General features: G+C 67.8%; 20 protein-coding genes. 16 read left to right on the forward strand and 4 right to left on the reverse strand.

Annotated elements, in window-relative coordinates; genetic code table 11:
• Positions 1-127 precede the first annotated feature (127 nt).
• The gene (locus A2G96_RS31110; RefSeq protein ID WP_062803954.1) at positions 128-1,492 is read right to left on the reverse strand and encodes an NCS2 family permease; all 1,365 of its coding nucleotides are present in this window, start codon (positions 1,490-1,492) and stop codon (positions 128-130) included.
• Between the two features lie 428 nt (positions 1,493-1,920).
• Between A2G96_RS31110 and A2G96_RS31115 the strand changes: the two genes are divergently transcribed.
• A complete protein-coding gene (locus tag A2G96_RS31115) occupies positions 1,921-2,124 on the forward strand; it encodes a cold-shock protein (RefSeq protein ID WP_010811149.1) in 204 nt (67 codons plus the stop codon).
• 1,522 nt (positions 2,125-3,646) lie between these two features.
• On the forward strand, positions 3,647-4,741 hold the full coding sequence (locus A2G96_RS31120) for a replication protein RepA (protein WP_012354866.1): 1,095 nt from the start codon (positions 3,647-3,649) through the stop codon (positions 4,739-4,741).
• 115 nt (positions 4,742-4,856) lie between these two features.
• On the opposite strand, the gene A2G96_RS31125 is transcribed toward A2G96_RS31120, so the two are convergent.
• Positions 4,857-5,060 (reverse strand): cold-shock protein, encoded by a 204-nt coding sequence (locus A2G96_RS31125; protein ID WP_006159056.1) that lies wholly within the window; start codon positions 5,058-5,060, stop codon positions 4,857-4,859.
• 377 nt (positions 5,061-5,437) lie between these two features.
• On the opposite strand from A2G96_RS31125, the gene A2G96_RS31130 reads away from it, so the two are divergent.
• Both A2G96_RS31130 and A2G96_RS31135 read left to right on the forward strand, forming a co-directional pair.
• Positions 5,438-6,097 (forward strand): AAA family ATPase, encoded by a 660-nt coding sequence (locus A2G96_RS31130; RefSeq protein WP_012354867.1) that lies wholly within the window; start codon positions 5,438-5,440, stop codon positions 6,095-6,097.
• A gap of 2 nt (positions 6,098-6,099) precedes the next feature.
• Complete coding sequence (locus A2G96_RS31135; protein ID WP_062803955.1) at positions 6,100-7,116, forward strand: ParB/RepB/Spo0J family partition protein; 1,017 nt, start codon at positions 6,100-6,102, stop codon at positions 7,114-7,116.
• Positions 7,117-7,230: 114 nt separating this feature from the next.
• Here A2G96_RS31135 and A2G96_RS31140 read toward each other — a convergent pair whose 3' ends face one another.
• Complete coding sequence (locus A2G96_RS31140) at positions 7,231-8,832, reverse strand: phage integrase family protein (protein WP_062803956.1); 1,602 nt, start codon at positions 8,830-8,832, stop codon at positions 7,231-7,233.
• A 531-nt stretch (positions 8,833-9,363) separates the two neighbouring features.
• Here A2G96_RS31140 and A2G96_RS31145 point away from each other — a divergent pair.
• The 9 genes from A2G96_RS31145 (at position 9,364) to A2G96_RS31185 (ending at position 17,826) form a co-directional block, all read left to right on the forward strand.
• Positions 9,364-10,233 (forward strand): helix-turn-helix transcriptional regulator, encoded by an 870-nt coding sequence (locus tag A2G96_RS31145; protein WP_062803957.1) that lies wholly within the window; start codon positions 9,364-9,366, stop codon positions 10,231-10,233.
• A 239-nt stretch (positions 10,234-10,472) separates the two neighbouring features.
• A complete protein-coding gene (locus A2G96_RS31150; protein WP_062803958.1) occupies positions 10,473-11,018 on the forward strand; it encodes a helix-turn-helix domain-containing protein in 546 nt (181 codons plus the stop codon).
• Between the two features lie 95 nt (positions 11,019-11,113).
• A complete protein-coding gene (locus A2G96_RS31155; RefSeq protein ID WP_062803959.1) occupies positions 11,114-11,428 on the forward strand; it encodes a hypothetical protein in 315 nt (104 codons plus the stop codon).
• 465 nt (positions 11,429-11,893) lie between these two features.
• Positions 11,894-12,559, forward strand: coding sequence for a phosphatase PAP2 family protein (locus A2G96_RS31160; protein ID WP_062803960.1), 666 nt, complete (start codon positions 11,894-11,896; stop codon positions 12,557-12,559).
• Positions 12,560-12,671: 112 nt separating this feature from the next.
• Positions 12,672-14,075 (forward strand): undecaprenyl-phosphate glucose phosphotransferase, encoded by a 1,404-nt coding sequence (locus A2G96_RS31165; protein WP_062803961.1) that lies wholly within the window; start codon positions 12,672-12,674, stop codon positions 14,073-14,075.
• Between the two features lie 110 nt (positions 14,076-14,185).
• The gene (locus A2G96_RS31170; RefSeq protein ID WP_062803962.1) at positions 14,186-14,437 is read left to right on the forward strand and encodes an acyl carrier protein; all 252 of its coding nucleotides are present in this window, start codon (positions 14,186-14,188) and stop codon (positions 14,435-14,437) included.
• 75 nt (positions 14,438-14,512) lie between these two features.
• The gene (locus tag A2G96_RS31175; protein WP_062803963.1) at positions 14,513-15,514 is read left to right on the forward strand and encodes an amino acid--[acyl-carrier-protein] ligase; all 1,002 of its coding nucleotides are present in this window, start codon (positions 14,513-14,515) and stop codon (positions 15,512-15,514) included.
• Positions 15,515-16,495, forward strand: coding sequence for a DUF1839 family protein (locus tag A2G96_RS31180; protein ID WP_062803964.1), 981 nt, complete (start codon positions 15,515-15,517; stop codon positions 16,493-16,495).
• Between the two features lie 608 nt (positions 16,496-17,103).
• Complete coding sequence (locus A2G96_RS31185; RefSeq protein ID WP_012354880.1) at positions 17,104-17,826, forward strand: Crp/Fnr family transcriptional regulator; 723 nt, start codon at positions 17,104-17,106, stop codon at positions 17,824-17,826.
• A gap of 76 nt (positions 17,827-17,902) precedes the next feature.
• Here the strand turns inward: A2G96_RS31185 and A2G96_RS31190 are convergent, their stop codons facing one another.
• A complete protein-coding gene (locus tag A2G96_RS31190) occupies positions 17,903-18,976 on the reverse strand; it encodes a DUF1839 family protein (protein ID WP_062803965.1) in 1,074 nt (357 codons plus the stop codon).
• A gap of 365 nt (positions 18,977-19,341) precedes the next feature.
• Here A2G96_RS31190 and A2G96_RS31200 point away from each other — a divergent pair, with 365 nt between their 5' ends.
• From A2G96_RS31200 to A2G96_RS31210, 3 genes are all read left to right on the forward strand, one after another.
• Positions 19,342-20,916 carry a mannose-1-phosphate guanylyltransferase/mannose-6-phosphate isomerase gene (locus A2G96_RS31200; RefSeq protein ID WP_410170663.1) on the forward strand — a complete coding sequence of 525 codons (1,575 nt, stop codon included), beginning with the start codon at positions 19,342-19,344 and terminating at the stop codon, positions 20,914-20,916.
• Positions 20,917-21,027: 111 nt separating this feature from the next.
• A complete protein-coding gene (locus A2G96_RS31205; protein WP_062803967.1) occupies positions 21,028-23,370 on the forward strand; it encodes a polysaccharide biosynthesis tyrosine autokinase in 2,343 nt (780 codons plus the stop codon).
• Between the two features lie 119 nt (positions 23,371-23,489).
• A complete protein-coding gene (locus A2G96_RS31210) occupies positions 23,490-25,328 on the forward strand; it encodes an alpha/beta hydrolase family protein (RefSeq protein WP_150124294.1) in 1,839 nt (612 codons plus the stop codon).
• Positions 25,329-25,383 lie beyond the last annotated feature (55 nt).

Raw genomic sequence — 25,383 nt, forward strand, 5'->3', positions numbered from 1 at the left:
TCGGTCGCACGCAGAATCGGGTACGCTGCAGCCTCGTGCGAACTGCGATGCGTGGCATCACGGCGATAAAAAAGGCGGCCCTGGGGCCGCCTGCAGACGAGACTTGTCGTTGACCCACGCGTGCGATTCAGTGCCCCGGGAGGTAATAGAACTTGAAGATAAACACGGCTGCGATGATCCACACCATCACGGGCACGCTGCGCGCGCGTCCGGTCAGCAGCTTGAGCGCGGCATAGCTGATAAAGCCGAACGCCACGCCGTTGGCGACGGAATAGGTGAAGGGCATGCCCAGCGCCGTCATCACCGCGGGCACCACCTCGGTGACGTCGTTCCAGTCGATCTCCAGCAGCTCGCGCAACATCAGGCACGACACATACAGCAGCGCCGGCGCGGTGGCATAGGCGGGCACCGTCCCCGCCAGCGGCGCGATAAACAGTGCCGCGAGAAACAGCACGGCCACCGTCACCGCGGTCAGGCCGGTACGTCCGCCCGCCTGCACGCCCGAGGCGCTTTCGATATACGCGGTGGTGGACGACGTGCCCAGGAACGAGCCCGCCATGATGGCGGTGCTGTCGGCCATCAGCGCCTTGTTGAGCCGGTCCATCTTGCCGGCCTTGAGCAGTCCCGCGCGGTTGGCCACGCCCATCAGCGTGCCGGTCGCATCGAACAGTTCGACCAGGAAGAACACCAGCACCACGTTGATGATGCCGATCGACAAGGCCGCGGTGATATCGAGCTTGAGCAGCGTCGGGCTCAGCGACGGCGGCGCGGAAAAGACACCGTGGAAGGTGTTGCCGGCGAAGGCGAAGCTCAGCAGCGTGGTGAGCAGAATGCCGATCAGGATGGCACCCTTCACGCGCAGGTGGTCCAGCGCGACGATCACGAAGAAGCCGACGATGGCCAGCACCGCCGAAGGCTGGTGCAGGTCACCGATGGTCACCAGCGTGGCCGGGCTCGCAGTGACGATGCCGGCGTTCTTCAGCGCAACGATGGCCAGGAACAGGCCAATGCCCGCGGTGATCGCCACGCGGATCGAATGCGGAATGCCATTGACGATCATCTCGCGCACGCGGAACAGTGTCACCAGCAGGAACAGGCAGCCGGAGATAAAGACCGCACCCAGCGCCGCCTCCCATGGGAAGCCCATGCCCTTGACCACCGTGTACGCAAAATAAGCGTTCAGGCCCATGCCGGGCGCCATCGCGATCGGATAGTTGGCGTAGAAGCCCATGATCAGCGTGCCGATCGCCGCGGCCACGCAGGTGGCGACGAACACCGCGTCCTTGGGCATGCCGGCATCGCCGAGGATGGAGGGGTTGACGAAGATGATGTACGCCATCGTCAGGAACGTGGTGATGCCGGCCAGGATCTCGGTGCGGACATCGGTCTGGTGCTCGCGCAGCCTGAATACCCGCTCGAGCAGCGATGGCGCGGCGTGGGCCGCTGCGGGGGTGGACGTGCCCGGCTTGGAAGCGGGATCCGGCATCGACATGAATGGTCTCCTGGTGTCTTATCGTGTCCGCGGCAACTTCGACCCGTGGGTCAGTAGCGGTGCCGGTGGGACCGGGCATGCGGCCGCGCTGCCCCGATGGGCAAGCGTACTCTGTACCGCCCGGCCCGGCCCTGTCACGGCGGGCACGAATAAGCAACATGCAAAAGGCGTGATGATCCCACGACGCGCACGCGGCAGGCCAGTCCTGGGGCGCCCCCGGCAAGCCCGGCCATGGGGGCCGTCCCCATCTTGACGCTGGCGGCAATCCCCCGTATAAACGCGCCTAGATTCAAGCGACGAGGCAACAGTTCATTCGTTAGCCACCGTCTGGTACTTCGGTTGTCCATGGTGTCCTTTCCTTGAGTTCCCCGTGTCGGATGGCGTGTTCGTCATGCGATCTTTTTTGTCCTTTTTCTGGAAAGCAAATCATGCAAACCGGTATCGTCAAGTGGTTCAATGACGCCAAGGGCTTCGGCTTCATCAAGCCGGACGCAGGTGGTGACGACCTCTTCGCTCACTTCTCGGAAATCCGTGCCGACGGCTTCAAGTCGCTGCAGGAAAACCAGCGCGTGCAGTTCGAAGTCAAGAATGGCCCGAAGGGCCTGCAGGCCGCGAACATCACCCCGCTGTAAGCGTTGACCGCCAACGGCGCACCTGGTGTGCGCCGTACAGCGTAAGAACCCCGCCCCTGGCGGGGTTTTTTGTTTTCTGCCGCCGCATCGCGGTGCGGTGTCGGTTTGCCCTCCCCTTCGCCCCGCCGCTTTCTCGTCTTTTCTCGCACTTCGGCCTGATGGGGCGCAGCTCGTCGCTGCGTCGCCCCGCTTCGCAGAAACGGGTACGCGATGCTGCGGGGCAGTGCGACTGGCGCTTGGCCGGTGCACGCAGAAACAGGTACGCACCATCCCCCTGAGCCTCGTCCCTGCCAGCGAATAGGTTCGCAGAAACGGGTACGTGTTGGCTCCCCGCCTCCTCCCACGCGTCCGTTGGCTACGCAGAAACGGGTACGCGACAAAAATTTTTTGCGCCCTCTCTGCGCTTCCCCACGCCGTCCAGACCCTGGCCTATCCACATCCCAGGCCCCGGCGAGCCGCCGCAGAAACAGGTACGCACCGTGTTGCGACGCAGAAGCCGGCCCCGGACGCTCCTCAAGCCAGCCGTTCGCAGAAACGGGTACGGACTTGCGCCGGTTGGCCGGTAAGGGCCTTCGCAGAAACGGGTACGCACCGATGCAGCAGCGCCATTGTGCAAGCCGCGCACGCCAGGACACCTTTCGACAGGGTCGCAGAAACGGGTACGCCGCAGCAAAGCCTATATGCATCACGTATACGGTGGGTGTGAGTACTAGCTTTCTATGTAAAGCCGATGTATAATGGAAACTTGGTGGAAGGTCCGTTCTCGCCCGAGCCGGAATCGACGCAGAAACAGGTACGGCTTGTTCGGCCGCATCATCCTCCGCGTGCGCAGAAACAGGTACGCTCAACGGCGAAGCCAGCCGCGAGGACCGGGTCGCAGAAATGGGTACGCCGCAGAAACAGGTACGCTTTGGCAGGGGTTTTCGCAGAAATGGGTACGGGGGCGCGGTTAGTGATACCGGTTGTGCACTGGGGCGCGAACTTGTTTCTGCGGGGATAACCCTCTGACGGTTCAGTTATCCACCGTTTTGGGCGGGAACCGGCCGCCCAGCGCGCCCGGCGGCCAGAAATCTCGCAGAATCGGGTACGCTTTGCGGGATCTTGCCTGTGGAGAAGCCTGTGGGCGACGGCGGTTATCCCCGCAGAATCCGGTTCGCGCCGGCCGCAGATACAGGTTCGGATGGTCGCAGATACGGGTTCGGCCCTTCGCTGAATCGGGTACGGATCGCCGCAGAATCGGGTTCGCGGGGCGTTGATTTCCCCTTACGAATCAATGGGCTTGGCTTCACGTATACGGTTTACAAGTAGTTAACCCGTATCGGTATCGTTTACTGGTAGCTGATGGCTGGCGAACCGTGGACAACCCTGCCGGGTTGCCCACCGTCCGCCACCATGCGACCAGCCATTAGATCCTCCCGGCTCGCAAGAACCCCGCGGGCAATGCGGTGGCTTGTGTACCTGTTTCTGCGTGACAAGCTTTGCGGCTTCGAGTACAAAGGCGGGTAATCCGAAGCAAGCCACTATGCCCATCAAACGCTCCCCGGCCGCCACGGGGGATCGAAGCGTCCTCGACCTGGACGCCGAGCCCTCCCGCATCATTGTTCCCGGCAACGAGAACAACCTGGTTCCGTCCGAGAAATTCCAGCGCCTGTTCGACGAAGCACAGGCCATGGAGCGCGAAGACGCCTGGCAAAGTGGTGAGGTTGGCTTCCTCAGCCGCGCCAGCGTCCAGGTTACGCTGCCCTATCGCGCGCCCAAGGGCGCGCCGCCGGTCTGGACCCGCACCAGCGGCAATATCTCGCTGATGATCCAGCCGGGCTATTTCACGCAGCAACGCTCCGAGCGAGCCGCCAACGGCCGCCAGAAGCTGGTGTCGGAGACGGTGTCGCTGGGATACCCGTATGGCTCCTATCCGCGCCTGATGCTGGCCTGGATCGGCAAGGAGATCATGGCGAAGAAAAAGCGCGGCGAATTCACCGGCACGGTGGAAGACCGGCGTATCTCGCTTGGCAACTCGTTGTCGGAGTTCATGTACAACCTCGGCATCCCGATGGCCACCGGGGGCAAGCGCGGCACCATGACGCTGGTGCGCCAGCAGATGATCCGGCTGTTCTCGGCGACCATTGCCATCGTCCAGAACAAGTCGACGCCGAGCCAGAACCAGAACCCCAACCACGAGCCGCTGTCGATCGATCGCGTGGGCTACCTGCTGGCCGACCAGCTGTCGACCTGGTGGGATCCGATGCAGCCCGGCCAGGGCTCGATGTTCGAGAGCTTCGTGGTGCTGTCCGAGCCGTTCTTCAACGAGCTGGTCAACCGGCCGGTGCCGGTGGACATGCGCGCGCTCAAGGCGCTCAAGCAGTCGCCGTTCGCGCTCGACGTGTATTCGTGGCTGACCTACCGGTTCTTCACGATCCAGCGTCGCACCGAGATCCCCTGGGAAGCGCTGCAGATGCAGTTCGGCACGGAAACCGAAAGCGAACGCAAGTTCCGCGCGCTGTTCCGCAAGGCGTTGAAAGACGTGCTGGTGGTCTACCCCGGTGCCAAGGTGGACGCGGACTCGTCCAAGGCGCTGATCCTGCAGCCATCGCGCACCAGCGTGCGCAAGCTGGGCTGACGCCGCCCGCGCGCAGGCACGCCCGGACGCAAAAAAGGCAAGCGTGAAACGCTTGCCTTTTTTGTTGCCCGCTGCGAACGCGTCGCGGCGGGTGAGAGCCCAGCCGAGGCTGGGATCAGGCCGGCTTGATTGCCGAAGCCTGCAGGCCCTTCGGGCCTTGCTTGACTTCAAACGTCACGCGCTGCCCGTCCTTCAGGGTCTTGAAGCCCGAACCCTGGATTTCCGAGAAGTGCGCGAACAGATCTGCACCACCGTCGTCCGGGGTAATGAAGCCAAAGCCCTTGGTCTCGTTGAACCACTTGACCGTACCGGTTGCCATAGGAATTTCCTTTTCGAAGCAAGTTCTTGTACACAACGCAAACAACCGTTCAAGCACGTTGAGTTCTCGTAGATACCGAACGGAAGCCGACGAGGTGACACGACTTGACTCGACTGTAGCGCGCATCATAACCACTTTGGATTACGGTGTCATGTGCGGCGTAATGCGCACTACAGATACTTTAGGCACATTCCGGTCCGATTTTCAAGCAATTTTACCGACTTGCCTGATTTCCCATGATTTATGGGCAGTCCGGCGCCCACCGGCTTGAAACACAATATTTGTTAAATTGGAAAACGGTTGATACGTCACCTGCTTTTGGCTACAGTTGCGCCTTAAGAATCAACCGCGCTTTCAGCGCTGAAAGAGAGGTCGCAGTGCCAGCCAAAATCATTACGGTCTTCAACCAGAAAGGCGGTTGCGGCAAGACGACGGTCAGCATGCACCTTGCCGGCACGCTGGGCTTGCGCGGCGCGCGCTCGATGCTGGTCGATATGGACGAGCAAGGGACCGCCACCCGGTGGGCGGCGCAGGCCAGCGACGAGCGGCCATTTCCCGCTTCGGTCATCGGGCTGGCACCATCCGGCGGCGCCATGCACCGCGAGGTCCGCAAATTCGTCCAGGATTACGACTACATCGTTGTGGATTGCCCGCCGGCAGTCCATTCGGCAGCGCCATCCAGCGCGTTGCTGATTTCCGACCTGGCCATCATTCCCGTCGTGCCGTCCCCGCCGGACCTTTGGGCGGCGGTGGCCGCCAAGACGCTGGCTCAGCATGCCCAGGTACAGAACGAATCGCTGCTGATCCGGGTCATGGCCAATATGGTCCAGCGTCGGGTGTCGATTGCGCGCCAGGCGATTGAAATCCTTGGCGATGATGGCGATGTCCCGCTGTTGAATTCGATGATCGGCTCGCGTTCGGCGTTCCGCGAATGCCAGGCGATCGGCTGTACCGTCCATGGCGTGGCCGGCGCGCGCGAGGCGGTTCAGGAGGTCGACATGATGGTCGATGAAGTGTTGTCTTTGATTGAGCAATAGGCATGGCTACCAAACTAAAAAGCCTGAAAGCCGGCATGCTCGCCGGCATGGCGGCCGAGAAGAGCCGGAACGATACGATGGACCGCTTCGCTCGGGCGGAAGCGGCTATTTCCCAGCATCCCAACGGCCTGCTGCAGGGCAGGGGGGCTGCCGAAACGTCGCCCGCTTTCAGCGCTGAAAGTCTCGACGACGTCGCCGCGGGCCGGCAGCTGATCCGGATTCCGCTGGCGCAGCTGCATGACAACCCACTGAATGCTCGTCGCATCTACGATCCGGCGGTGGTGCAGGAGCGCGCCGCGTCGATCGCCACGCATGGCCAGAAGACCCCGGGCCTGGCGGCGCCGGATCCTGCGCGACCAGGCCACTACATCCTGATCGACGGTCATTACCGCAAGCGCGCCCTGGCATCCGCCGGCAAGCTTGAAATGGAATGTTTTGTCGAGAACGACCTGAGCGACCTGGACTTCTACCGGCTGTCGTTCATGCTGAACGAGCAGCGCTCGGACCAGTCCGCGCTCGACAATGCCATTGCCTGGCGCCAGCTGCTCGATGAGGGCAAGGTCCAGAAGGAAGAGGAGATCTGCGAGTTGACCGGCATTTCCGCCGGCACGGTGAACAAGACGCTTGCGTTGCTGCGCCTGCCGGAGTCGGTGCTCGGCGTGATGCGCGAATGCCCCAGCGCGATCGGCATTGCCGCTGGCTATGAGCTGACGCTGTACTTCAAGCTGGCGGGCGAAGAGCGGACCCGCGAACTGGCGGGGCGCATCATCCACGACGGGCTGTCCAGCCGCGAGGTCGAAGCAATCCGCAAGCAGGCGCAGGAGGGCAAGGCGCGCAAGGTCAAGGAAATCAGCCGCCAGTACAAGATCCGCACCGACAGCGGGCAGCTGCTCGGTACCATCAAGGAATGGGATTCCGGGCGCGTGATGCTGGACGTGCAGCTGACCGACCGCAGTGCGCGCGAGGCCCTGGTTGAAGCCTTGAAGTCCCGCTTCGGACTCGACAAGACGTTGCTTTGAATCGCTGAAACGGGCGGCCGCCAGATTGTGTCCGCGGTGTCGCCGGCACCGAGATGCCTAGCGAATGCAGAAAAAAGGGCAGTGGCGACAACTGCCCCTTTTTATTTTTAGCTTTCAGGCCATCAGGTCGCGCGGCGAACGCGCCGCGAATGCCGGATCGCCACGCTTTCGATAGCGTTCCAGGATGGCCGCAAGCAGGGCATGCAGGCCGCGCACCGAATAGCCGCCCAGCGGTTGTGCCGCGCGCTTGCGGCGCGCACGCCCGGTGGGCGGTGCGGTCGCCGGGCCGATCAGGCACGCGTCCTCCATGCCTGGATCCTCCCATTCCAGATTGCGGTCCTGCCAGTGCCGCGCCAGCGCCAACCGCGTCGCGGGCGCAAGCCCGCTCCCCGGGCGGAACGCGTCCTTATCCTTGTCGAGGTTGCCCGATGCGACGGCCATGCCGCCGGCAGACACAGATGCGCAGAGCGATCGCAGCGTTGCCGATGACAGCTGGTCCAGACCGAGCCCTCGCTCTCGCAACAGCAGGATGGCCGCGTACGCGGCGCGGTAGCGCTGGCCGTCGCTGGCTTCGGCTTGCAATCTCAGCCATGACAGGAAGGCGGCGACGCTGTCTTCCGGCAGCGACGCGCGAGGCGACGGTATAGCCGCCACCGCGTCCGCCGCCGTCGCCATTTCGGCCCCAAGCTGCGCCGGCCAGCGCGCCGCGCAAGCGTAGCCGTTATCGTGCATCCACCGGAACAACGCGGCCAGCACGCGCAGGCTGTGGCGCTGGCTGGCCGGGCCCAGCGGGCCCGTCAGCGGACGCCACGCTGCCTGGTGGCGCGGCGCGCGCGGCCCGCACCAGCGGCTGGCGGGTTCGGGGCTGGCCAGGAACGCCAGGTAGGCCCGGCGGTCGTCCAGGTTCAGCTGCGACAGCCCCTTGCTGCGCTCGATCGCCGCCCACAGCAACAGCCGCTCTGCCTCCTTGCGATACGCGGCAAAGGTGCTGCCGTGGCCGTCGGTGGTAGCGCGCAGCCACGCCTTGACTGCCGTTACGCCATCGCTGTACGGACAGGCGTCGCCGGGGCCGGCAGCCGCCGGCGACTCGCTCAGCCACTCGAGCGGCAACGGCTGGCGCAGCGCCGGACCCAGTGCCGCCGGTTGCAGCGACGCGCGGTTGCCGACGTGCGCGTGCAGCAATGGCGCGCCATCCGCGCCCTTGAAGACCGTGCGATGCTCGCCGAGCCACCGGTTGATGGCGCTGCCGGCGAGAGCGCCAATGCGCGGCACGGCTCGCCACCAGGCGGTCCCGCGCTGATTGGCAACATCCAGAAGAGACTTGAGCGTCACTATTCCGGCTTTGCGCAGACGCCGCGCCAGTGCCGGAGCAAACCACAGTTCCACACTGTGCTGGACCTGCGGCGCCGCCGTGCCCAGTCTTTCGAGTTCGCCAAGCGCGTCGACCCGACGGTCCATGCCGCGGTTCGAGCGCCCGGGGCCGGCCAGCAGCAGTTCGGCCAGGTCCGCGCGCCCGTGCAGGTGGGCGAGCTGGACCATGCGGTCGCGCAAGCCCAGCAGGATGCGCAGCGCCGATTCGGTGCCGGCGTCGTCGTCGTCGGTGTCGTTGGCGAGATAGCGGGGGACCACCATTGCGGCCGGCATGCCCTGGACATAGGCGCGCACGGCGGCGAACTCGCTTCGGGTCAGGCTGACAGAGGGCGCGGCAGGAATCATCGGCAGCTTGCGCAGTATCGCTAACTTATTGATTTATAAGGCACCCGGGACGAGGCAGAAATCGTCCGGCCCGAAATGCACAGCAAAACGCAATGCCGATAATTTTATGCGCGATGGCGCAAGATGCACAGGCCTGCCAGCAAGGTTTCGCCCATATGCTGCAATCAGCCGGTATCCAGACCGGCCGGGCCGTGGCGCAAAGCGTCAGTTGGGGATTACCCGCTGCAGCGCACCATTACCTTGCATTCGCGGGGCACGTTTCATATGCTGCAGCTCAGGAGTTATAAATGCTTAGATCAGACTTCAGCCGAATCTAAGGCTCTTGCAACAGAAGCGTTTCACACGCACACCGGGGCGATCCGTTATCTCCAGGAAAAAGGACGACCTGCAGCCAGACGGGAAGGCTGTACGGCGTCTCCGGAGCACTGGCGGATCGTAGGGAGGTGCAACCGCAGGATAGCGGGGCACGTCCGACAAGCAGGCACGGATTTTCGCGGGGTCCGGGCTTGCCGCAATAATAAGAGAGCGGCCATGGCCACCATCCTCTTGATCGAGCCTCACCCCCTCCTGCGCCTGGGTCTGCGCCACCTGCTGGCCCAAGCACACCTCGACGACGACCTGCTGGACATCGATCCGCTGGCGCCCATCGATTCCGACCTGTGGCTCAACGATGCCGACCTGATGGTCTACGGACTGCCGTCCGACCAGGCCAGCGGCTGGCCCATGCTGGAAGAACTGTGCCAGCGGCTGCAGCCACAACGGGTACTGGTCCTCAGCGAGCACGCGATGCCGGCGCTGCCCGAGGTCGGACTGCCGGAGCCGGTGCGCGGCTGCGTGCCCAAGCATTGCAGCGCCGACGCGCTGGATGCGGCGGTGCGGCTGGTGCTGGCGGGCGGCGAGTGCTTCCCGGCGTCGAGCCAGCCATTGCCCGGCCGGCACGCCGGCACGGACGCCGCTGCGGCACGCCTCGCGCCGGCGGCTGCCGGCGATGTCCCGGTGGTGACGCTGCGCCCCGGCGTGGGCGATACCGGCCACGACAGCGCGGCACCGGTGGCGCAACGCCAGTTCCCCGCCCACGCCACCGGGTACGAAACGCCATCGGCCGGCGCGCACCTGCTCAACATCACCGAGCGCCAGTACGAAGTGCTGGCATTGCTGGCGCGCGGCTATCCGATCAAGACCGTCAGCCGCATGCTGAATATCTCGATCGCCACGGCCAAGACGCACGCCTGCACCCTGTATCAGCGCCTCCATGTGCGCAACAAGGGCGAAGCGGTCTACGTGGCGCTGCAACGGGGGGCCACGCTCAACTGGGCGGGACCGGAGCCGGCTGCAGCGCCGGCGCGCATGCCGGCGCTGCAGCCGGCGCGTATGCCGGCGCCCGTAGGCCAGGCGGCATGAGCGGCTGGCGCGCACGGGCGATGCCGGCCGCGCGCCTCATCCTTCTGCTGCGCGATGCTCCGCCAAAAGCATGAGGCAGGGGTGGCGGTGGCTTGCTACCTTCTGAGGGAAGACATCCGCACCGACCGACGCCGGCGGTTGGCGCTGGTGCGATGCCTTCCCCGCCGGGCCGCCCGCAGGCCCGGCTCCGACCGCGCGGCCGCTGCCCTGGCCGCCCGGGTTGCCGCCGGACCGAGTCCATGCCGACCTACCTGATCGCCAGCAATGAAATGATGAGCCGGGTGCTGGCACGACGCCTGCACGCGCTCGACCTGCCCAAGCCGATCAACTGCCGCACGCCGCAATGGCTGCAAACCTCCGCTCATGCGCCGACCCCGGCTGTACCCGCGCAGACCGCAACGCATAAGCCTCCGACCGTCCCGAGCCAGACGCCTGCGCATGCCGGTGCGCAATTGCCGCACGATCCCGCGGATATCGCCGTGATCGATTGCAGCGGCCTCGATGGCGATCCCCGCGCATGGCTGGACCAGCTGCACACGCGCCTGGCGCCGCGGCGCTGGCTGGTGTTGTCCGATCGCCTCGATCCCGCGCTGATCCTGCATGCCGCGCTGCTCGGCGCCAGCGGCTGCCTTGCCTTGCCCGCGGCGGTGGAGCTGGTGTGCGCGGCCACCGCGCTGGTGTGGGCCGGCGGGCAGTGTTTCCCGCGCATGGCGCTGTCGCTGGGCGCGGGCCGCTCGCCCGCGCCCTCCCTCCTTTGTGCGACCCCTCCTACAACCACCGGATGAGGGCGCAATATTGCTGATGGCCTATGCTTGATTCGCCCGGAGGCAGAAGCTGGCCCTCATGCGCAGGCTGGCCGTCCCGGGAAGAAGGGGGTCGTATGGAGGCCGGACTGGAGTTCCTCGTCGTGCGCGGCTTTGCGGTGCGCGAGGGCCGGGGAAAGTGGGCGTGCTGCTTCGAGATCAGGCTCGCCGCCCATCATGAGGCAGGTTGCGGCGCGGATGGCGCTGCCGGCAGCGACGAGCCGCTGCTGTACCGGGGAGAACTGCACGGGCGCCAGTTCGATTGCGAGCTGGCCGCCGCCGATGCCGCGCGCGCGGCCGGCGAGCGCGAAGCCTTGCTGCGCGTGGAGAGCCTCAAGGCGCTGATCATCGCGCAGCATCGGCACCGCGTGCCGCCGTCACTGGTGAGCTGAACCCAGGCACGCGCAGCGGTTGTGCAGCGGCACCCGGCGCGAGCGCCCGGTGCCGCTGTGCGTTTGTGCGGGCCGAATCGTGCGGCTGCATCGTGCGGCTGCATCGTGCGGCCGCATTGTGCGCGGGCCGCACGCTCTCGCCGTTGCCGCCACCGTCGCGACGATGCCTTCCCGGCCGGGAAAAAAGAAGCCCGCCGACCGGGGGACCATGCGGGCTTTGAAAACGCTGCCCCGGTGATGCAAGGGCAGCGATCCCGATTGAACATATCGAATTGCGCAAAGACTCTCTATCCACCAGACGGCCAATGCGGTCATGCACTCTCAACCTGTCTGCACCCTGAGCGGCGCAGGCCGGTGCCGCGCTGCGCGTGCGTGCGGCGCTGGACCAGGCGGCCGATGCCGCCGCGCGCGGCGCGGTGGTACGCTGCGCCACCAGACCCTGACGCTTACCGCTTGCGCCCGCCCATGAGCCACTGGCATCTCGTTTCCCTGTTCGGTGAATCCGCATACCTGCTGCCTTGCGCCGTGTTCCTGGCGTTGTGGCTGTACTGGCGCGGCGCGCCCGGCAGCGCGCGCCACTGGGCGCTGGCGTTCGCCACGGCCGCGCTGCTGGTGCTGGCATCCAAGCTCGCGTTCATGGGCTGGGGCATCGGCAGTGCGGCGCTGAACTTCACCGGCTTCTCCGGCCACGCGATGATGGCGGCGTCGGTGCTGCCGGTGCTGCTCTACCTGGCGGTGCCGGCCGCGCGGCGGCGCCTGGGCTGGCTGGCGGCGGCCGCGGGCGTGGCGCTGGCGTTGCTGGTGGGGGTGTCGCGGCTGGCGCTGCACGCGCACTCGGTGTCGGAGGTGGCGGGCGGCCTGGGCGTGGGCCTGTGCGTGAGCCTGCCGTTCATTCTGCGGCGCACCACGCCGCACGGACCGCTGGCGATGGTGCTGGCGAGCGTGGTGCTGGCCACCGCGCTGGTGATGCCGATGACCGGCACCGTGGGCGCCTCGCACGGGCTGATCCAGCAGCTTGCCATGCTGCTGTCCGGGCGCGACCGCCCCTTCCAGCGCGGCGAATGGGCCATGCACGGGCGCGCGCCCGCGTACGCCACGATGCACGCCGCAGTGCGCTCCGGGCCCGGCTGAGCACAACCGCACCGACTTCTCCGCCCCGGGGCTGTGTGCGCCCGCCAACAGACACTGGCGGGCCGCTCGGCAACCATCGCTGCATCGAGCATTGCATTCGCGGTGGGCAGCCATGGCATCCAGTTCGACCTTTGCGGCAGAGCGCCACACGGCGCTGCACTTGTTGTACCGGCTGGCCGATGCGGTGCTGGTCGGCGCCTGCGCGGTGATGATCGGCGCGCTGTACTTTCCGGAGGGCATCCGCGGCGCGGCGCCGGTGCACGGCTTTCTTGCCGCGCTGTGTTCGATCGGGGTGCTGGCGGTGTTTCCCGCCTTCGGCATCTATGAATCGTGGCGCGGCCGCAGCCGTGCGGCGCTGGTGCTGCGCCTGCTCGCCGCGTGGGCCACGGTGTTCATCGTCGGGCTGATGACGGCGTTCCTGATGCACCAGATCGCCGCGGTGTCGCGGGTCTGGTCGCTGGGCTGGTTCGGTTCCAGCCTGCTGGCGCTGGCCGGGGTGCGCGCCGTCATGTTCCGCATGCTGGGCAATGTGCGCGAGCAGGGCATCAACGCCAAGCGCGTGGTGATCTTTGGCTACGGGCCGCTTGGGCGCGAGATGTATCTGCGCGTCGACCAGATCCGCGCCGCGGGCTATCGTGTGGTCGGCATCTACCATGAAGAGCCGATCGCGGTGCCCGACGGCGTGGTGTCGCTGCGAACGATGGAGGAGGTCAACCTGTTCGTGCGCAGCCAGGCGGTCAGGGAGATCTGGCTGACGCTGCCGATGGTGGCGTGCCGCGACCTGTACGACGTGGTGCGCCAGTTCCGCAACGAGCTGATCGACATTCGCTGGATCCCCGACGTGATGTCGGTGGAGCTGCTCGGCCACCGCTTCAGCGAGTTCCTCGGCCTGCCCGTGATCGACCTGAACAGCCCGCCGGTGTCGGGCATCACCGGCCTGCTCAAGGCCAGCTTCGACCGCGCCTTCGCGCTGGCCGCGCTGGTCGGGCTGGCGCCGGTGCTGCTGGTGGTGGCGGTGCTGGTGAAGCTGTCGTCGCCCGGGCCGGTGCTGTTCCGGCAGCGGCGGCTGGGCATGGACGGGCGCCCGTTCGATGTCTTCAAGTTCCGCACCATGCGCAAGCACGCCGACGTGGGCGTGACCCAGGCGGTACGCGGCGATGCGCGCGTGACGCGGGTCGGCGCCTTCCTGCGCCGCACCAGCCTGGACGAGCTGCCGCAGTTCTTCAACGTGCTGCGCGGCGAGATGTCGGTGGTGGGCCCGCGTCCCCATGCGATGGAGCACAACGAGCTCTACAAGGAGCTGATCGACCGCTACATGCTGCGGCACCGGGTCAAGCCCGGCATCACCGGCTGGGCCCAGATCAACGGCCTGCGCGGCCAGACCGATACCGTCGAGAAGATGCGCCGGCGTATCGAGTTCGACATCTACTACATCCAGCACTGGTCGTTTCAGCTCGACCTGCAGATCATCCTGCGCACCGCGCTGCACGGCTGGACCGGCGCCAGTGCGTATTGAGGCGCGGCTGCGGCGGTACCCGGGGGGCGCACGGATTGGTGCGCAAACGTACCGAAGCCGCAGCCTGTTAAGCGTGCAATAGGCCGCACGCATAAAACCGGAGGTGATCCATGAAAGCAACCATACGCAGCATCCTGGGCGAAGTTGCCCGGCTCGACGTGCCGCTCGACGAGCTGGCAGACAGCGATGACCTGTATGCCGCCGGCCTGTCGTCGCTGGCCACCGTGCACGTGATGCTCGCGCTCGAGAACGCTTTCGACATCGAGATCCCGGACCATATGCTGACGCGCCAGCTGTTCCGCAGCGTCGATTCGCTGGCCGCCGCGGTCGAGCAGATCCGGCAGCAGCAGGAGGCGGCATGATCCCCCGCCCGGGCCGCCATGTTCCGACCAACACCGCCAGTCCGTTGCTGGCCGATCGTTCCTGAGGGAGATCGCATGGACCTCCATCCCCTGACCGACGGCACCGCCCAGGGCGGCGCCGCGGCCGAGCCGGACCCCGCCACGCGACGCGGCAAGCCGGCGCCGCACGCATCGGGCCCCACCTTCCTCGAGCAGCTGGTGGCCGAGGGCCTGATGATCCCGACCGGCGTGCCTGGCCTGTATGGTCGCAACACCACCTTCGAATCGATCTGCGAAGGCATGAACAACGTCATGACGCACCTGGGGCGCGGCCTGGGCGCGGAAACGCTGCACTTCCCGCCGGCGATGGGCCAGGCGGATTTCGAGACCAGCGGCTACATGAAGAGCTTTCCGCAGCTGGCGGGCACCGTCCACAGCTTCTGCGGCGACGACAAGGGCCATCGCCGCCTGCTGGCGCGGCTGGAAGACAAGAGCGACTGGACCGACCAGCAGCAGCCGACCGGCGTGGTGCTGACCCCGGCGGCGTGCTATCCGGTCTACCCGGTGATCGCGCGGCGCGGCCCGCTGCCCGAGGGCGGCAAGGTGGTCGACGTGATGTCGTACTGCTTTCGCCATGAGTCCTCGCTCGAGCCGACCCGCATGCAGCTGTTCCGCCAGCGCGAGTATGTCTGCCTGGGCACGCCGCAGCGCATCGCGGCGTTCCGCGAGCAGTGGCTCGAGCGCGTGCCCGAGCTGGCGACGGCGCTGCAGCTGCCGGTGGAGATCGACGTCGCCAACGATCCGTTCTTCGGGCGCGGCGGCAAGCTGGTCGCCGAAAGCCAGCGCGAGTTCAGGCTCAAGTTCGAACTGCTGATTCCGATCAACGACGGCGCGCCGCCTTCGGCGTGCATGAGCTTCAACTACCACATGGACCACTTCGGCCATATGTGGGACCTGCGCAGCGCGGACGGCGCCACTGCGCATACGGGCTGTGTCGGCATCGGCGTCGAGCGCATGGCGCTGGCGCTGCTGCGCCACCACGGGCTGGATCCGGCACGCTGGCCCCAGACCGTCCGCGACACGCTGTGGGGGGGGTAAATGTACGGCGACGGCAGGGCCAGGGTTCGCGCAGGCCGCTCCACCTGGCATGGCGGCAATCCGGTCTGGTCCCATGCGAACCAGCAGATCGACCTGTGGGTCGAGCTGCTGCAGGGCTGGGACCTGGAACCCATTGCCGCGCTGCCGTTCACCGTGGCGCAGGATTTCGAGGGCGACCAGTTCACACTGTCGGCCTTCCCCGCCAACGACCTCGAGCGCCTGTACGGCATCGTCACGCACGAGCTGTCGATGTATGACCGGCTCGAGGCGCATGTGGCCACCCAGACCGCGCGCGGCAACGTGGTGCTGCTGGAGGTCGACAGCTACCAGCTGCCGCAGCCGGCCGGCACCTATCGCCGCCAGCATATGCGCTCGTGCATCGGCATCGACGTGCTGGTGCCCGAGGCGGCCGCCGTCGGCTACTTCCATGGCGACGGCTACCACACCGCCAGCGGCGAGGACTATGCCGCAATCTTCCGCCCGGCGACGGTGGGCTACGGCGAGGTGGCGGCGTTTCCGCATGCGTCGGTGGCACGGCGGCGCTTTGCCGCGCTGACCGATGCCGCGCTGATGCGAACTTCGCTGGAACTGCTGCGCCACCACCTGTCGCGCCGTCCGCAGCACAACCCGATCAGCGTGTTCCGCATGGCGTTCCCCGGGCATCTCGAGCACCTGATGGCGCGCGGCGAGCCCAACTTCCAGGTCTATGCGGCCAGCGTGCTGCGCCAGCTGGGCGCCAATTTCGAGCTGCTCGGGCGCTACCTGCGCTGGCTGGTGCTGCACGGGCACTCGCTGCCCGATTGCATCGGCGAGGCCTGCTACACCATGGCCTCCGAAGCCATGGTGATGCAGTTCCGGCTGATGCGCGCGGTGATCAGCCGCAAGTCGGATCCCTGCCAGGACTGCCTGGACCAGCTCGAGCAGGCCTACCAGGGCACGGTGCCGGCGCTGGCCTCACATTTCGGCGCAAGCGTGGCGTGAGCGTGACGCAGGCGCGTGCGGCGCGGCGACGCTCGCCGCACCGCCTCCGCCTGATGCATGAGAGCGGCCCGGCCGCGGCGTCCGGCGCCATCCCTTCGGGCGAGATCTACGCCATCAATGCCGACCGATCCGCCAGCCACGACGCCTCGCGCACATAAGGCGTACAGGCCCCACCGGCCGTCACTGCAGGCCGGTTTCTCCGTTGTCATGACTAGCCTGGCAGCGTGTCGCTGCCGGTCCGGCGTTGACCTGGCGCCGGCATGCCAGCGCCGTGCGACTTGCATTCGCCGCCAGCCGCAAGCGCCACGCCGGCCTGCTACCAACCAACCAAAGGATGAACGAGTACCAACCGTCAGCCTACTGTCGCTTCAGTGCGCCATAGCACTTAATACAGTCACACGACGAGGCAGGCACACAGCGCACCGCAGGGCTTGCGCGTCGGGAAGCAAGGCGGATGGCGGCCGTCGTCAAGTCAGTCAGTCATGCGCAGTGTCAACAAGTCGGTAAGCATCAGTCACGGGTGGAGCGGTACAGCCGGGCTTTGCACCACGCAGCCAGTGCGCGAGCGGCGGCCCAGTGCCGGTCCCGGGTCAACGGGGAGAATCACCATGATCACGCAACGGTCGGACCTGCATGTCAATCATCTGCTCAATGCCCTGCCGCGGCAGGAATGGGAAACGCTGTCGCGCCACTTTGAACTGGTCCGGCTGCGTGCCGGCGAACTGCTGACTGATACCAGCCAGCGCATCGTCCATGTGTATTTCCCGACCACGTCGGTGGTGTCGCTGCTGTCGCTGCTCGAGGACGGCGCCACGGTCGAGTTTGCCGCGGTCGGCAATGAAGGCCTGGTCGGCATTCCGGTGGTGACGGGCGGCGATACCATGCCCAGCCGCGTCGAAGTGCGCAGCCCGGGCTTCGCCTACCGCATTCCCGCGCGCGCGCTGCGTGCCGAGCTGTCCTACCTGCCGACCCTGCAGCGCGTCACGCTGCTGTATGTGCAGGCGGTGCTGACGCAGATCGCGCAGACCGCGGCCTGCAACCGCCACCATTCGCTGAACAAGCAGCTGTGCCGCTGGCTGCTGCTGGCGCGCGACCGCATGAATTCCAACGAGCTGGTGATCACCCAGCAGGTCATCGCCAATATGCTGGGCGTGCGCCGCGAAGGCGTGACCGAAGCCGCCGGGAAGCTGGAAAACCTGGGGCTGATCCACCACAGCCGCGGCCATATCACCATCCTCGATCACTGCGGGCTCGAGAAGCATTCCTGCGAATGCTACAAGCTGGTCAAGCGCGAGTACGACCGCCTGCTGCCCGCGCTGGCCCACGCCTGAAGCGCGACGGGCGCGCGGCACGGCAGGCGCCGTGCGCCCGCGGTGCTGGCAACGTTGGCGGCGCTTGCCGCTGGCGTCAGGCGCAGGCCGGCTGTGCGGGATCGGCGGCGCCGAACGATGACAGCAGGCCGGCGATGACCGTTTCATAAGCGGACTCCATGGTGTCCAGGCATTCGCTGCAGCGGTCCGCGCGGCCGCGCGCCATGGCCCGCGCCAGGCGGAACTGCAGCACCTTGCTTTCCGCGGCGATGCTGTTGGCCGCCCGTGCGACGTGCGCGGGCACATCGTAACCATGCTCGCCGAACCAAGCGAGGCAGTGATGCAGCATCTCGAAATTCGCCCCCAGCTGGCGCGGCAGGTTGAAGCCGTAGAGGTGGAAGTAGGCATCGCCGCGCGCCAGGATCACCGCGACATGCTGGTCGAAGTCGGCGCGCCAGCGCGTGACCGGGTTCTGCGCGGGGCGGCGGCCCAGGTGGCGGCGCATCAGCGCCGCGGCGGCGTCGGCCGCGTGCGCTTCCCGCAGCGGCGCGCGCACGCGCTTGGCGCATTCGGCGTACGGGAACAGGATGTTGCCGTCGCGCAGCTCGGGCGTCAGGCGCAGCAGCCCGCGGTAGTCCTCATCGGCGGCGGTGTGGTAGCCAACGCCGTGATAGTAGGACAGCTGCTGCGCAGCGGGGTCGATCCGGTCGATGGCGACGGACGTCTTCGCGTGCGCCTGGCGGTAGGCGGTGGCGCGCGTGTTGGGCAGGTAGAAGCAGTCCACCTCGACCAGCACGGTATGGCCGCGCCCGACCTGTTCGACCAGGTGGGCCTGCAGCGTGTCGTAGACCGCCATCTCCTGCACCACCGTGCCGTACAGCAGCTCGAGGTCCGCCGGCGGGTACTTGAAGAAGGTGAAATGATCGCCCTCGTAGTCCTGCGTCACGGTGAACGCCAGCGCCGCGCGCGGGTCGAGCCCCCAGCCATACAGCAGCTCGATCCACAGGTCCATGTAGCAATTGCTCTGCTGCCAGATCGCGGCCTCGTCGTGCAGCGAGCGCTGCAGCGGCCTGGCCACGTGGCACGGCAGCTGGCGCGTGTAGTGGTAGCCGCCGCGGTCGGTGGCCGTGGTTGCCCGGATTGCTGCCGTCGTTGCCACCGCCCGCTCCATGTCGTTCCTCCGCAGTGCGCGCATGCCGCCGGGCCGCAAAGGCAGGCGCTGCGCCTGCACGGCCCACTGTATTGCAACGCCGGCGGCCGCGGCTATCGGTGCGTTCTCCAACAAAGCGCGCGCGATCGCAGGCCAGCGCGGCGCGCGTGCGCGCGGCCTGCCGCGGCGGCGCAAGTAGCGTGTGCGGAATCGAACAGATTGCGCCAGGACGCCTGCCTAGACTGGCTGGCATCCCCGTCATGGCGGTCAGGGACCGCTGCCGTGCGTACCCGTTTCTGCGAGACCGTCGCGGTGGTTGCGCAGCGCCGGGCCTCACGCGCAGGAAGCACGGGACGCTTGGAACATCCGACACGCCAGGAGGCATGATGCGAATTCGGACCCGGGAAGAGAACCAGACGCCGCCGCCGGTCAACGGCGAAATCCATGCAGCGCTGCAAGGGCTGGGCGACAGGGCGGTACATGGCGCCGCGCTGCCGGTGGTGCAGCCGGTGATCCTTGCCGGCGGCGCCGGTACGCGCCTGTGGCCGCTGTCGCGCGAGCAGTTCCCCAAGCAGCTGCTGAACCTGATCGCCGAAGACACGCTGCTGGAAGCCACGGCCAACCGCCTCGCCGGCGTGGCCGCGCTCGCGGGCCGCCCCGATGGCATGGAAGCGGCGCAGATCGTGGTCTGCGGTGAAGAGCACCGCTTCATGATCACCGACATGATGAAGCGCGCCGGCAAGCCGGCGCGCGTGCTGTCCGAGCCGTGCGGGCGCAATACCGCGCCGGCGCTGACGGTGGCCGCGCTGCATGCGCTCGCGGCTGCGGGCGAGGGCGGCGATGCGGTGCTGGTGGTGACGCCGGCCGACCACAGCGTGGCCGACGTCGCGTCGTTCCGCGAGGCCATCGCCACCGCGATCCACCATGCGGACCACGGTGCCATCGTCACGCTGGGCGTGAAGCCGGTGGCGCCCGAGACCGGCTTCGGCTACATCCGCGCGGCCGGCGGCGCCGACCAGGGCGCCTTCATGCTGGACCGCTTCGTCGAGAAGCCGCACCTGGAGCTGGCCAAGCACTATGTCGAGTCGGGCGAATTCTGGTGGAACAGCGGCATCTTCGTGGTGCGCGCCTCGGTGTGGCTGCGCGCGGTAGCCGAGCTGCAGCCCGAGATGGCGCGTCAATGCCGCGCCGCCTATGCGGCGAGCGAACACGCCGCCTGCGCCGGCGAGGTGCTGTGCCTGGGCAAGGAAGCGTTCCACGCGTGCCCGTCGGACTCGATCGACTACGCCGTGATGGAGAAGCTCGAGACCCTGCCGGATATCGCCGGCATGCTGGTGCCGCTGGACGCGGGCTGGTCGGATGTGGGCTCGTGGGCGGCGATCTGGGATATCGCGCCCAAGGACGCCAGCGGCAATGCCGGGCGCGGCCGCGTGCTGTTCGACGGCGCGAGCTCGTGCCTGGCGCATTCCGAAGGCCGCCTGATCGCGTGCGTCGGCGTGCAGGACGTGGTGGTGGTCGAAACCGCCGATGCGGTGCTGGTGGTGGACAAGGCCCATGTGCAGGACGTGAAGAACATCGTCCAGCGCATCCGTTCCGAGCATGGCAATGAAGTGGTAAATCATCGCAAGGTGCGCCGGCCGTGGGGCTGCTATGACTCGATCGATCGCGGCGACCGCTTCCAGGTCAAGCGCATCGTGGTCGAGCCCGGCGCCAGCCTGTCGCTGCAGATGCACTACCACCGCGCCGAGCACTGGGTGGTGGTGCGCGGCACCGCGCGCGTGACCTGCGGCGACAACATCAGCATTCTTTCGGAAAACCAGTCGACCTATATCCCCATCGGCACGCTGCACCGGCTCGAGAACCCGGGCAAGACGCCGCTGGAGATCATCGAGGTGCAGTCGGGCGCCTACCTGGGCGAGGACGACATCGTGAGGTTCGAAGACAACTACGGGCGCAAGTAAGGGGTCGGCGGCCAGTGCATGCGCCCGGGCGCCGGCAGGCGCGCGGGCACGCACCGGCTGCTGCGTGATTGGCGTGAGGCAGCGTTTGGCGGGAGAGAAGTCGTGAGCAGAATGTCATTTGCCGGAGCCGTACCGGTACCCGACCAGGTGTCGCCGCGCAGCGGCGCGAACGCGCGCGTGCTGCTGGACCACGCAGGCTGGATCCTTGCCGCCGGGGTCACCGGCGCGGCCCTTGCCTGGCTGGCGTGGCTGTCCACGCCTGACCTGTATCGCGCCAAGTCGCTGGTGCAGGTGCAGACCCGCGACGCCGCCGGGCGCACGGCCACCCCGCAGCTCGACCTGGGCATGCTGAAGAGCCGCGCCGTGGTCGGCCCGGTGGTCGAGCGCCTGCACCTGGACATCGAGATCCAGCCGCTGCGCGCGCCGCTGCTGGGCAGCCTGGTCAACCACTTCGCCGAGCCCGGCAAGCTGCGCGGGCCGTGGCCGGCGGAGCTGGGCTATGCATGGGGCGGAGAGCGCGTGGCGGTGGAGCGCCTGAACGTGCCGGCGCGGCTGCTGAACGTGCCGCTGACGCTGGAGATCCTGCCCGACAACGGCTTCCGGCTGAGCGGGCCGGACGCGCAGGTCGAGGGCCGCGCCGGCCAGGTGGCCGAGGCCGGCGGCATCTCGATGCTGGTGGGGCGGATCGAGGCGCGCCCGGGCACGCGCTTCCTGGTCACGCGGCGCGACCTGACGCTGACCGTCGATGCCGTCACGCGCGAGCTGCGCGTCGACAGCGAATCGAGCGACGCCACCACGCTGCGCATCAGCTGGCAGAACCGCGACCCCGCCACCGCGGCGGCGCTGGTCAACGGCATTGCCGATTCCTATATCAAGGGCCAGGCCGAGCAGCGCCAGGACGACACCGCCGCGACGCTGGCCTTCCTGTCGGGCGAGCTGCCGCGCGTGAAGGCCGAACTCGAGCGCGCCGAGAGCGCGCTGACGCGCTACCGCTCGCGCTCGGGCTCGCTGGCGCCGAGCCAGGACGTGCAGTCGTACCTGAACGGCAGCATGGAATACCAGCGCCAGATCGCGCTGCTGCGGCTGGAGCGCACCAAGCTGCTGCAGCGCTTCACCACCGAAGCCAACGAGGTCCGCACCGTCGACAGCCAGATCCAGCAGCTCACGCGCGAGCGCCAGGAGATGGACGCGCGCATGCAGAACCTGTCGGCGTCCGAGCGTGAATCGGTGGCGTTGACGCGCGACGTCAAGGTCGCCGAAGACATGTACATGACGCTGCGCAACAAGGTCGAGCAGCTGTCGCTGGCGCAGCTCGATCGTACCGGGCAGGTGCGCATCGTCGACAACGCGCTCACCCCCACCGTGCCGGTCGGCATGGGACCGTGGACGCCGGCCGCGGGCGGCGGCGTGCTGGGCATGCTGCTGGCGGCCGGGGCGCTGACGCTGCGCCAGCGCGTGCGCCCCACCGTGGCCAGCGCCAATGACGCCGAGGACAAGCTCGGCATCACCATGCTCGGCGACATTGCCTTCAGCCGCGAACAGGCCGCGCTCGAGCGCATGGTGTCGGCCAAGGCCCTGCTGGGCGTGGCCGCGGGCTACGCCGCGCCGCCGTCGGCGCGCCTGGAGCGGCCGCGGCCGTCGAGCGCGGTGATCGACGTGTCCGCGCTGGAAGACGACGACAGCGCCGAGCGCATGCTGCGGCTGGGCCTGCACGACCAGTTCCTGCTGGCGCGCAACGCGCCGCACTCGCTCGCGGTGGAAGGGCTGCGCAATATCCGCGCCGCGGTGCATTTCGCGCTGCGCAGCGCGCCCGACCATGTCATCGCCGTCACCAGCCCGGCCCCCGGCGCGGGCAAGACCTTTGCATCGGTGAACCTGGCCGTGCTGTTCGCCGAGGCCGGCCAGCGCGTGCTGCTGATCGACGCCGACCTGCGCCGCGGCCGCGTGGCGAGCTGGTTCGACCAGCCCGCCGAATCCGGCCTGGCCGAACTGCTGACCGGGCACGTGCCGCTGTCCGCCGCGGTGCGGCCCACGGTGGTCAACGGCCTGTCGATCCTGCCGGCGGGTTTGCCGCCGCCGAATCCTTCCGAACTGCTGATGCGCCCGGGCATGGCCGAAGCGCTGCGCCAGTGCGCGGCCCGCTTCGACCTGGTGCTGATCGACACGCCGCCGGTGCTGGCGGTGGCCGATGCCAGCCTGGTCGCGAACCTGGCCGGTTCGACCCTGGTGGTGCTGCGTGCCGACACGACGCTGCCCGGCCAGGTCGATGAAACGCTCAAGCGGCTGCAACGGGCCGATGCGCGCCTGCTGGGCGGCGTCCTCAACTGCGTGGTCGCCAAGCGCAGCAACCGGGCTGAGTTCAGCAGCGTCAATCCTTACCTCGGCATGCCGGCGACGGCGCCGATCTCGCGCCGGATCGGACAGGCGCTGCACCGCGAAGAGAAAAAAGAATAAGGGGGCGCGGAAGCAGGCAGCGCAGCCGAGCGTACCCGTTTCTGCGTGCATATGCGGGTCTGGCTCTACCGGCTCGGCGGCTGGCCATCCGCTCGCCAGGAGGCGACATGAGGCGGCTTATGTTTGAAGGCTGTGCCGGCTGGCTGCACGAGGCACAAGGAAAGACCGGGGTGGTGCTGTGCGCCCCGCTGGGCCACGAGGCCATGTGGTCGCACCGGGCATGGCGGCATCTTGCCGACGACCTCGCCGCGGCCGGCATGCCGGCGCTGCGCTTCGACTATCCCTGCACCGGCGACTCCGCCGGCGCCTGCGACGCGCCGCATTTCGTCGGCCGCGCCGCCGCGAGCATCGTCGCCGCGGCCGCGCAGCTGCGCGCGCTTGCCGGCGCCGAGCGCATCGTGCTGTGCGGGCTGCGCGCCGGCGCCAGCCTGGCGGTGCAGGCCGCCGAGGCGATGCGCTCGCACCCGGCATGGCAGGGCGGCGTCGCCGCGCTGGTGCTGCTCGCGCCCGTGGTCAACGGCCGCGCCTACCTGCGCGAGCTGCGCGCACTGCATCTGAACTGGCTCAACAGCGTCGGTCCGACCGAAACCCCGCCGCCGCCGCCGGCTGGTGCGATCGACGTGCTGGCCTTCCGCTTCAGCGCCGACACCGTGCGCGACCTCGAGGCGCTGCGGCTCGACCGCGGCACCAACTGCCCCGCGCCGCGCGTGCTGGTGCTCGACCCGTGGCCGGGCACCGCCTCCGCGGCCGGCGCGCTGGCGCAGTACTACACCGACGGCGGCGCGCAGGTCGATACGGCCGGATTCACCGACTATGCCGACATGATGCAATCGGCAGAGTTTGCCGGGGTGCCGGCGCAGACGTGGCGGCGACTGGTGCAGTGGCTGGCGCCGGTGCCGGTTGCGTCGGCGCCGCGGTCGGCCGCACTGCCGGCAGTACGGCCGACCGCGCGGCGTCACCTGCCCGGCGCTGCCGGTGCGGCGTCGCTGCGCGTGGCGGTTGATGGCGTGGTCGAAGAATCGGTCTGGCTCAACGCGCGGCGCCAGTTCGGCATCCTGTGCATGCCGCCCGACGCGGCCGCCGCGCCGGTCGCGGTGATCTTCCCGAATACCGGCGGCAACCATCATGTCGGCGATGGCCGCATGTTCGTCACGCTGGCGCGCCGGCTGGCAAGGCAGGGCGTGGCGTCGCTGCGGCTGGACGTATCCGCGCTCGGCGACAGCCCGCGCGCGCCACGCAGCATGAGCATTCCAAAGATCTACTCGCCCGGCCCGCGCGCGGACGTAAGCGCCGCGGTCGACTGGATGCGCGCGCGCGGCTTCCGCTGCATCGTGCTGGCGGGGGTGTGCTCCGGCGCGTTCCTGAGCCTGCACGCCGCGCTGGCCAACGCCGGCGTGAACGGCCTGGTGCTGGCCAACCTGGTGAAATTCCGCTGGGACCGCGCCGACGACCGGAACGCGGGCAGGGGCGCGCGCTCGTGGCAGGGCTGGCTCTCCGCCGCGCGCCGCGGCGGCAACTGGCAGCGGGTGTTGCAGGGGCAGGTACGGATCGCCCCGCTCGCCGCGGCCATGGCGCGCCATGCATACCGGCACGCCACCGAGCGCGTGGCATTCCGCCTGACGCGGCTGCGCGGCGGCGAAGACCTGGCCTCAGCCACGGCTTACGCACGGGCCGCGATGCGCAGCCTGAACGAGCGCGGGGTGCGGACAGACATGCTGTACGGGTCGGAGGACATGGGGCTCGATGAGGCCCAGCTGCGCTTTGGCAGAGACCTGGAAGCGCTGGCGGCGTTCACGCATATCACCGTGCATCGGCACGGGTGTATGGATCATGCGTTGTTTCTGGCGGGGGGGAGGCAGGTTTTTTGTGACCAGGTGGTGAGGCATGTGGCGGGGACGCTGGCGGCGATGGAGGCGGTGGGGGAGGGGTTGCCGCGGGCTGCGGTTAAGGTGTGTTGAGGTTTATTCGGTGTGGGCGCTGTTGGTGACATGCTGTCGGCTTTTGAACCGCGTG

Origin of the sequence: Cupriavidus nantongensis (assembly GCF_001598055.1) — a bacterium.
Classification (GTDB): Bacteria; Pseudomonadota; Gammaproteobacteria; order Burkholderiales; family Burkholderiaceae; genus Cupriavidus; species Cupriavidus nantongensis.

Coding starts and splice junctions, on each gene's coding strand:
- A2G96_RS31110 (WP_062803954.1), bottom strand. CDS start 1,492: ATGTCGATGCCGGATCCCGCTTCCAAGCCGGGCACGTCCACCCCCGCA.
- A2G96_RS31115 (WP_010811149.1), top strand. CDS start 1,921: ATGCAAACCGGTATCGTCAAGTGGTTCAATGACGCCAAGGGCTTCGGC.
- A2G96_RS31120 (WP_012354866.1), top strand. CDS start 3,647: ATGCCCATCAAACGCTCCCCGGCCGCCACGGGGGATCGAAGCGTCCTC.
- A2G96_RS31125 (WP_006159056.1), bottom strand. CDS start 5,060: ATGGCAACCGGTACGGTCAAGTGGTTCAACGAGACCAAGGGCTTTGGC.
- A2G96_RS31135 (WP_062803955.1), top strand. CDS start 6,100: ATGGCTACCAAACTAAAAAGCCTGAAAGCCGGCATGCTCGCCGGCATG.
- A2G96_RS31140 (WP_062803956.1), bottom strand. CDS start 8,832: ATGATTCCTGCCGCGCCCTCTGTCAGCCTGACCCGAAGCGAGTTCGCC.
- A2G96_RS31145 (WP_062803957.1), top strand. CDS start 9,364: ATGGCCACCATCCTCTTGATCGAGCCTCACCCCCTCCTGCGCCTGGGT.
- A2G96_RS31150 (WP_062803958.1), top strand. CDS start 10,473: ATGCCGACCTACCTGATCGCCAGCAATGAAATGATGAGCCGGGTGCTG.
- A2G96_RS31155 (WP_062803959.1), top strand. CDS start 11,114: ATGGAGGCCGGACTGGAGTTCCTCGTCGTGCGCGGCTTTGCGGTGCGC.
- A2G96_RS31160 (WP_062803960.1), top strand. CDS start 11,894: ATGAGCCACTGGCATCTCGTTTCCCTGTTCGGTGAATCCGCATACCTG.
- A2G96_RS31165 (WP_062803961.1), top strand. CDS start 12,672: ATGGCATCCAGTTCGACCTTTGCGGCAGAGCGCCACACGGCGCTGCAC.
- A2G96_RS31170 (WP_062803962.1), top strand. CDS start 14,186: ATGAAAGCAACCATACGCAGCATCCTGGGCGAAGTTGCCCGGCTCGAC.
- A2G96_RS31175 (WP_062803963.1), top strand. CDS start 14,513: ATGGACCTCCATCCCCTGACCGACGGCACCGCCCAGGGCGGCGCCGCG.
- A2G96_RS31180 (WP_062803964.1), top strand. CDS start 15,515: ATGTACGGCGACGGCAGGGCCAGGGTTCGCGCAGGCCGCTCCACCTGG.
- A2G96_RS31185 (WP_012354880.1), top strand. CDS start 17,104: ATGATCACGCAACGGTCGGACCTGCATGTCAATCATCTGCTCAATGCC.
- A2G96_RS31190 (WP_062803965.1), bottom strand. CDS start 18,976: ATGGAGCGGGCGGTGGCAACGACGGCAGCAATCCGGGCAACCACGGCC.
- A2G96_RS31200 (WP_410170663.1), top strand. CDS start 19,342: ATGCGAATTCGGACCCGGGAAGAGAACCAGACGCCGCCGCCGGTCAAC.
- A2G96_RS31205 (WP_062803967.1), top strand. CDS start 21,028: ATGTCATTTGCCGGAGCCGTACCGGTACCCGACCAGGTGTCGCCGCGC.
- A2G96_RS31210 (WP_150124294.1), top strand. CDS start 23,490: ATGTTTGAAGGCTGTGCCGGCTGGCTGCACGAGGCACAAGGAAAGACC.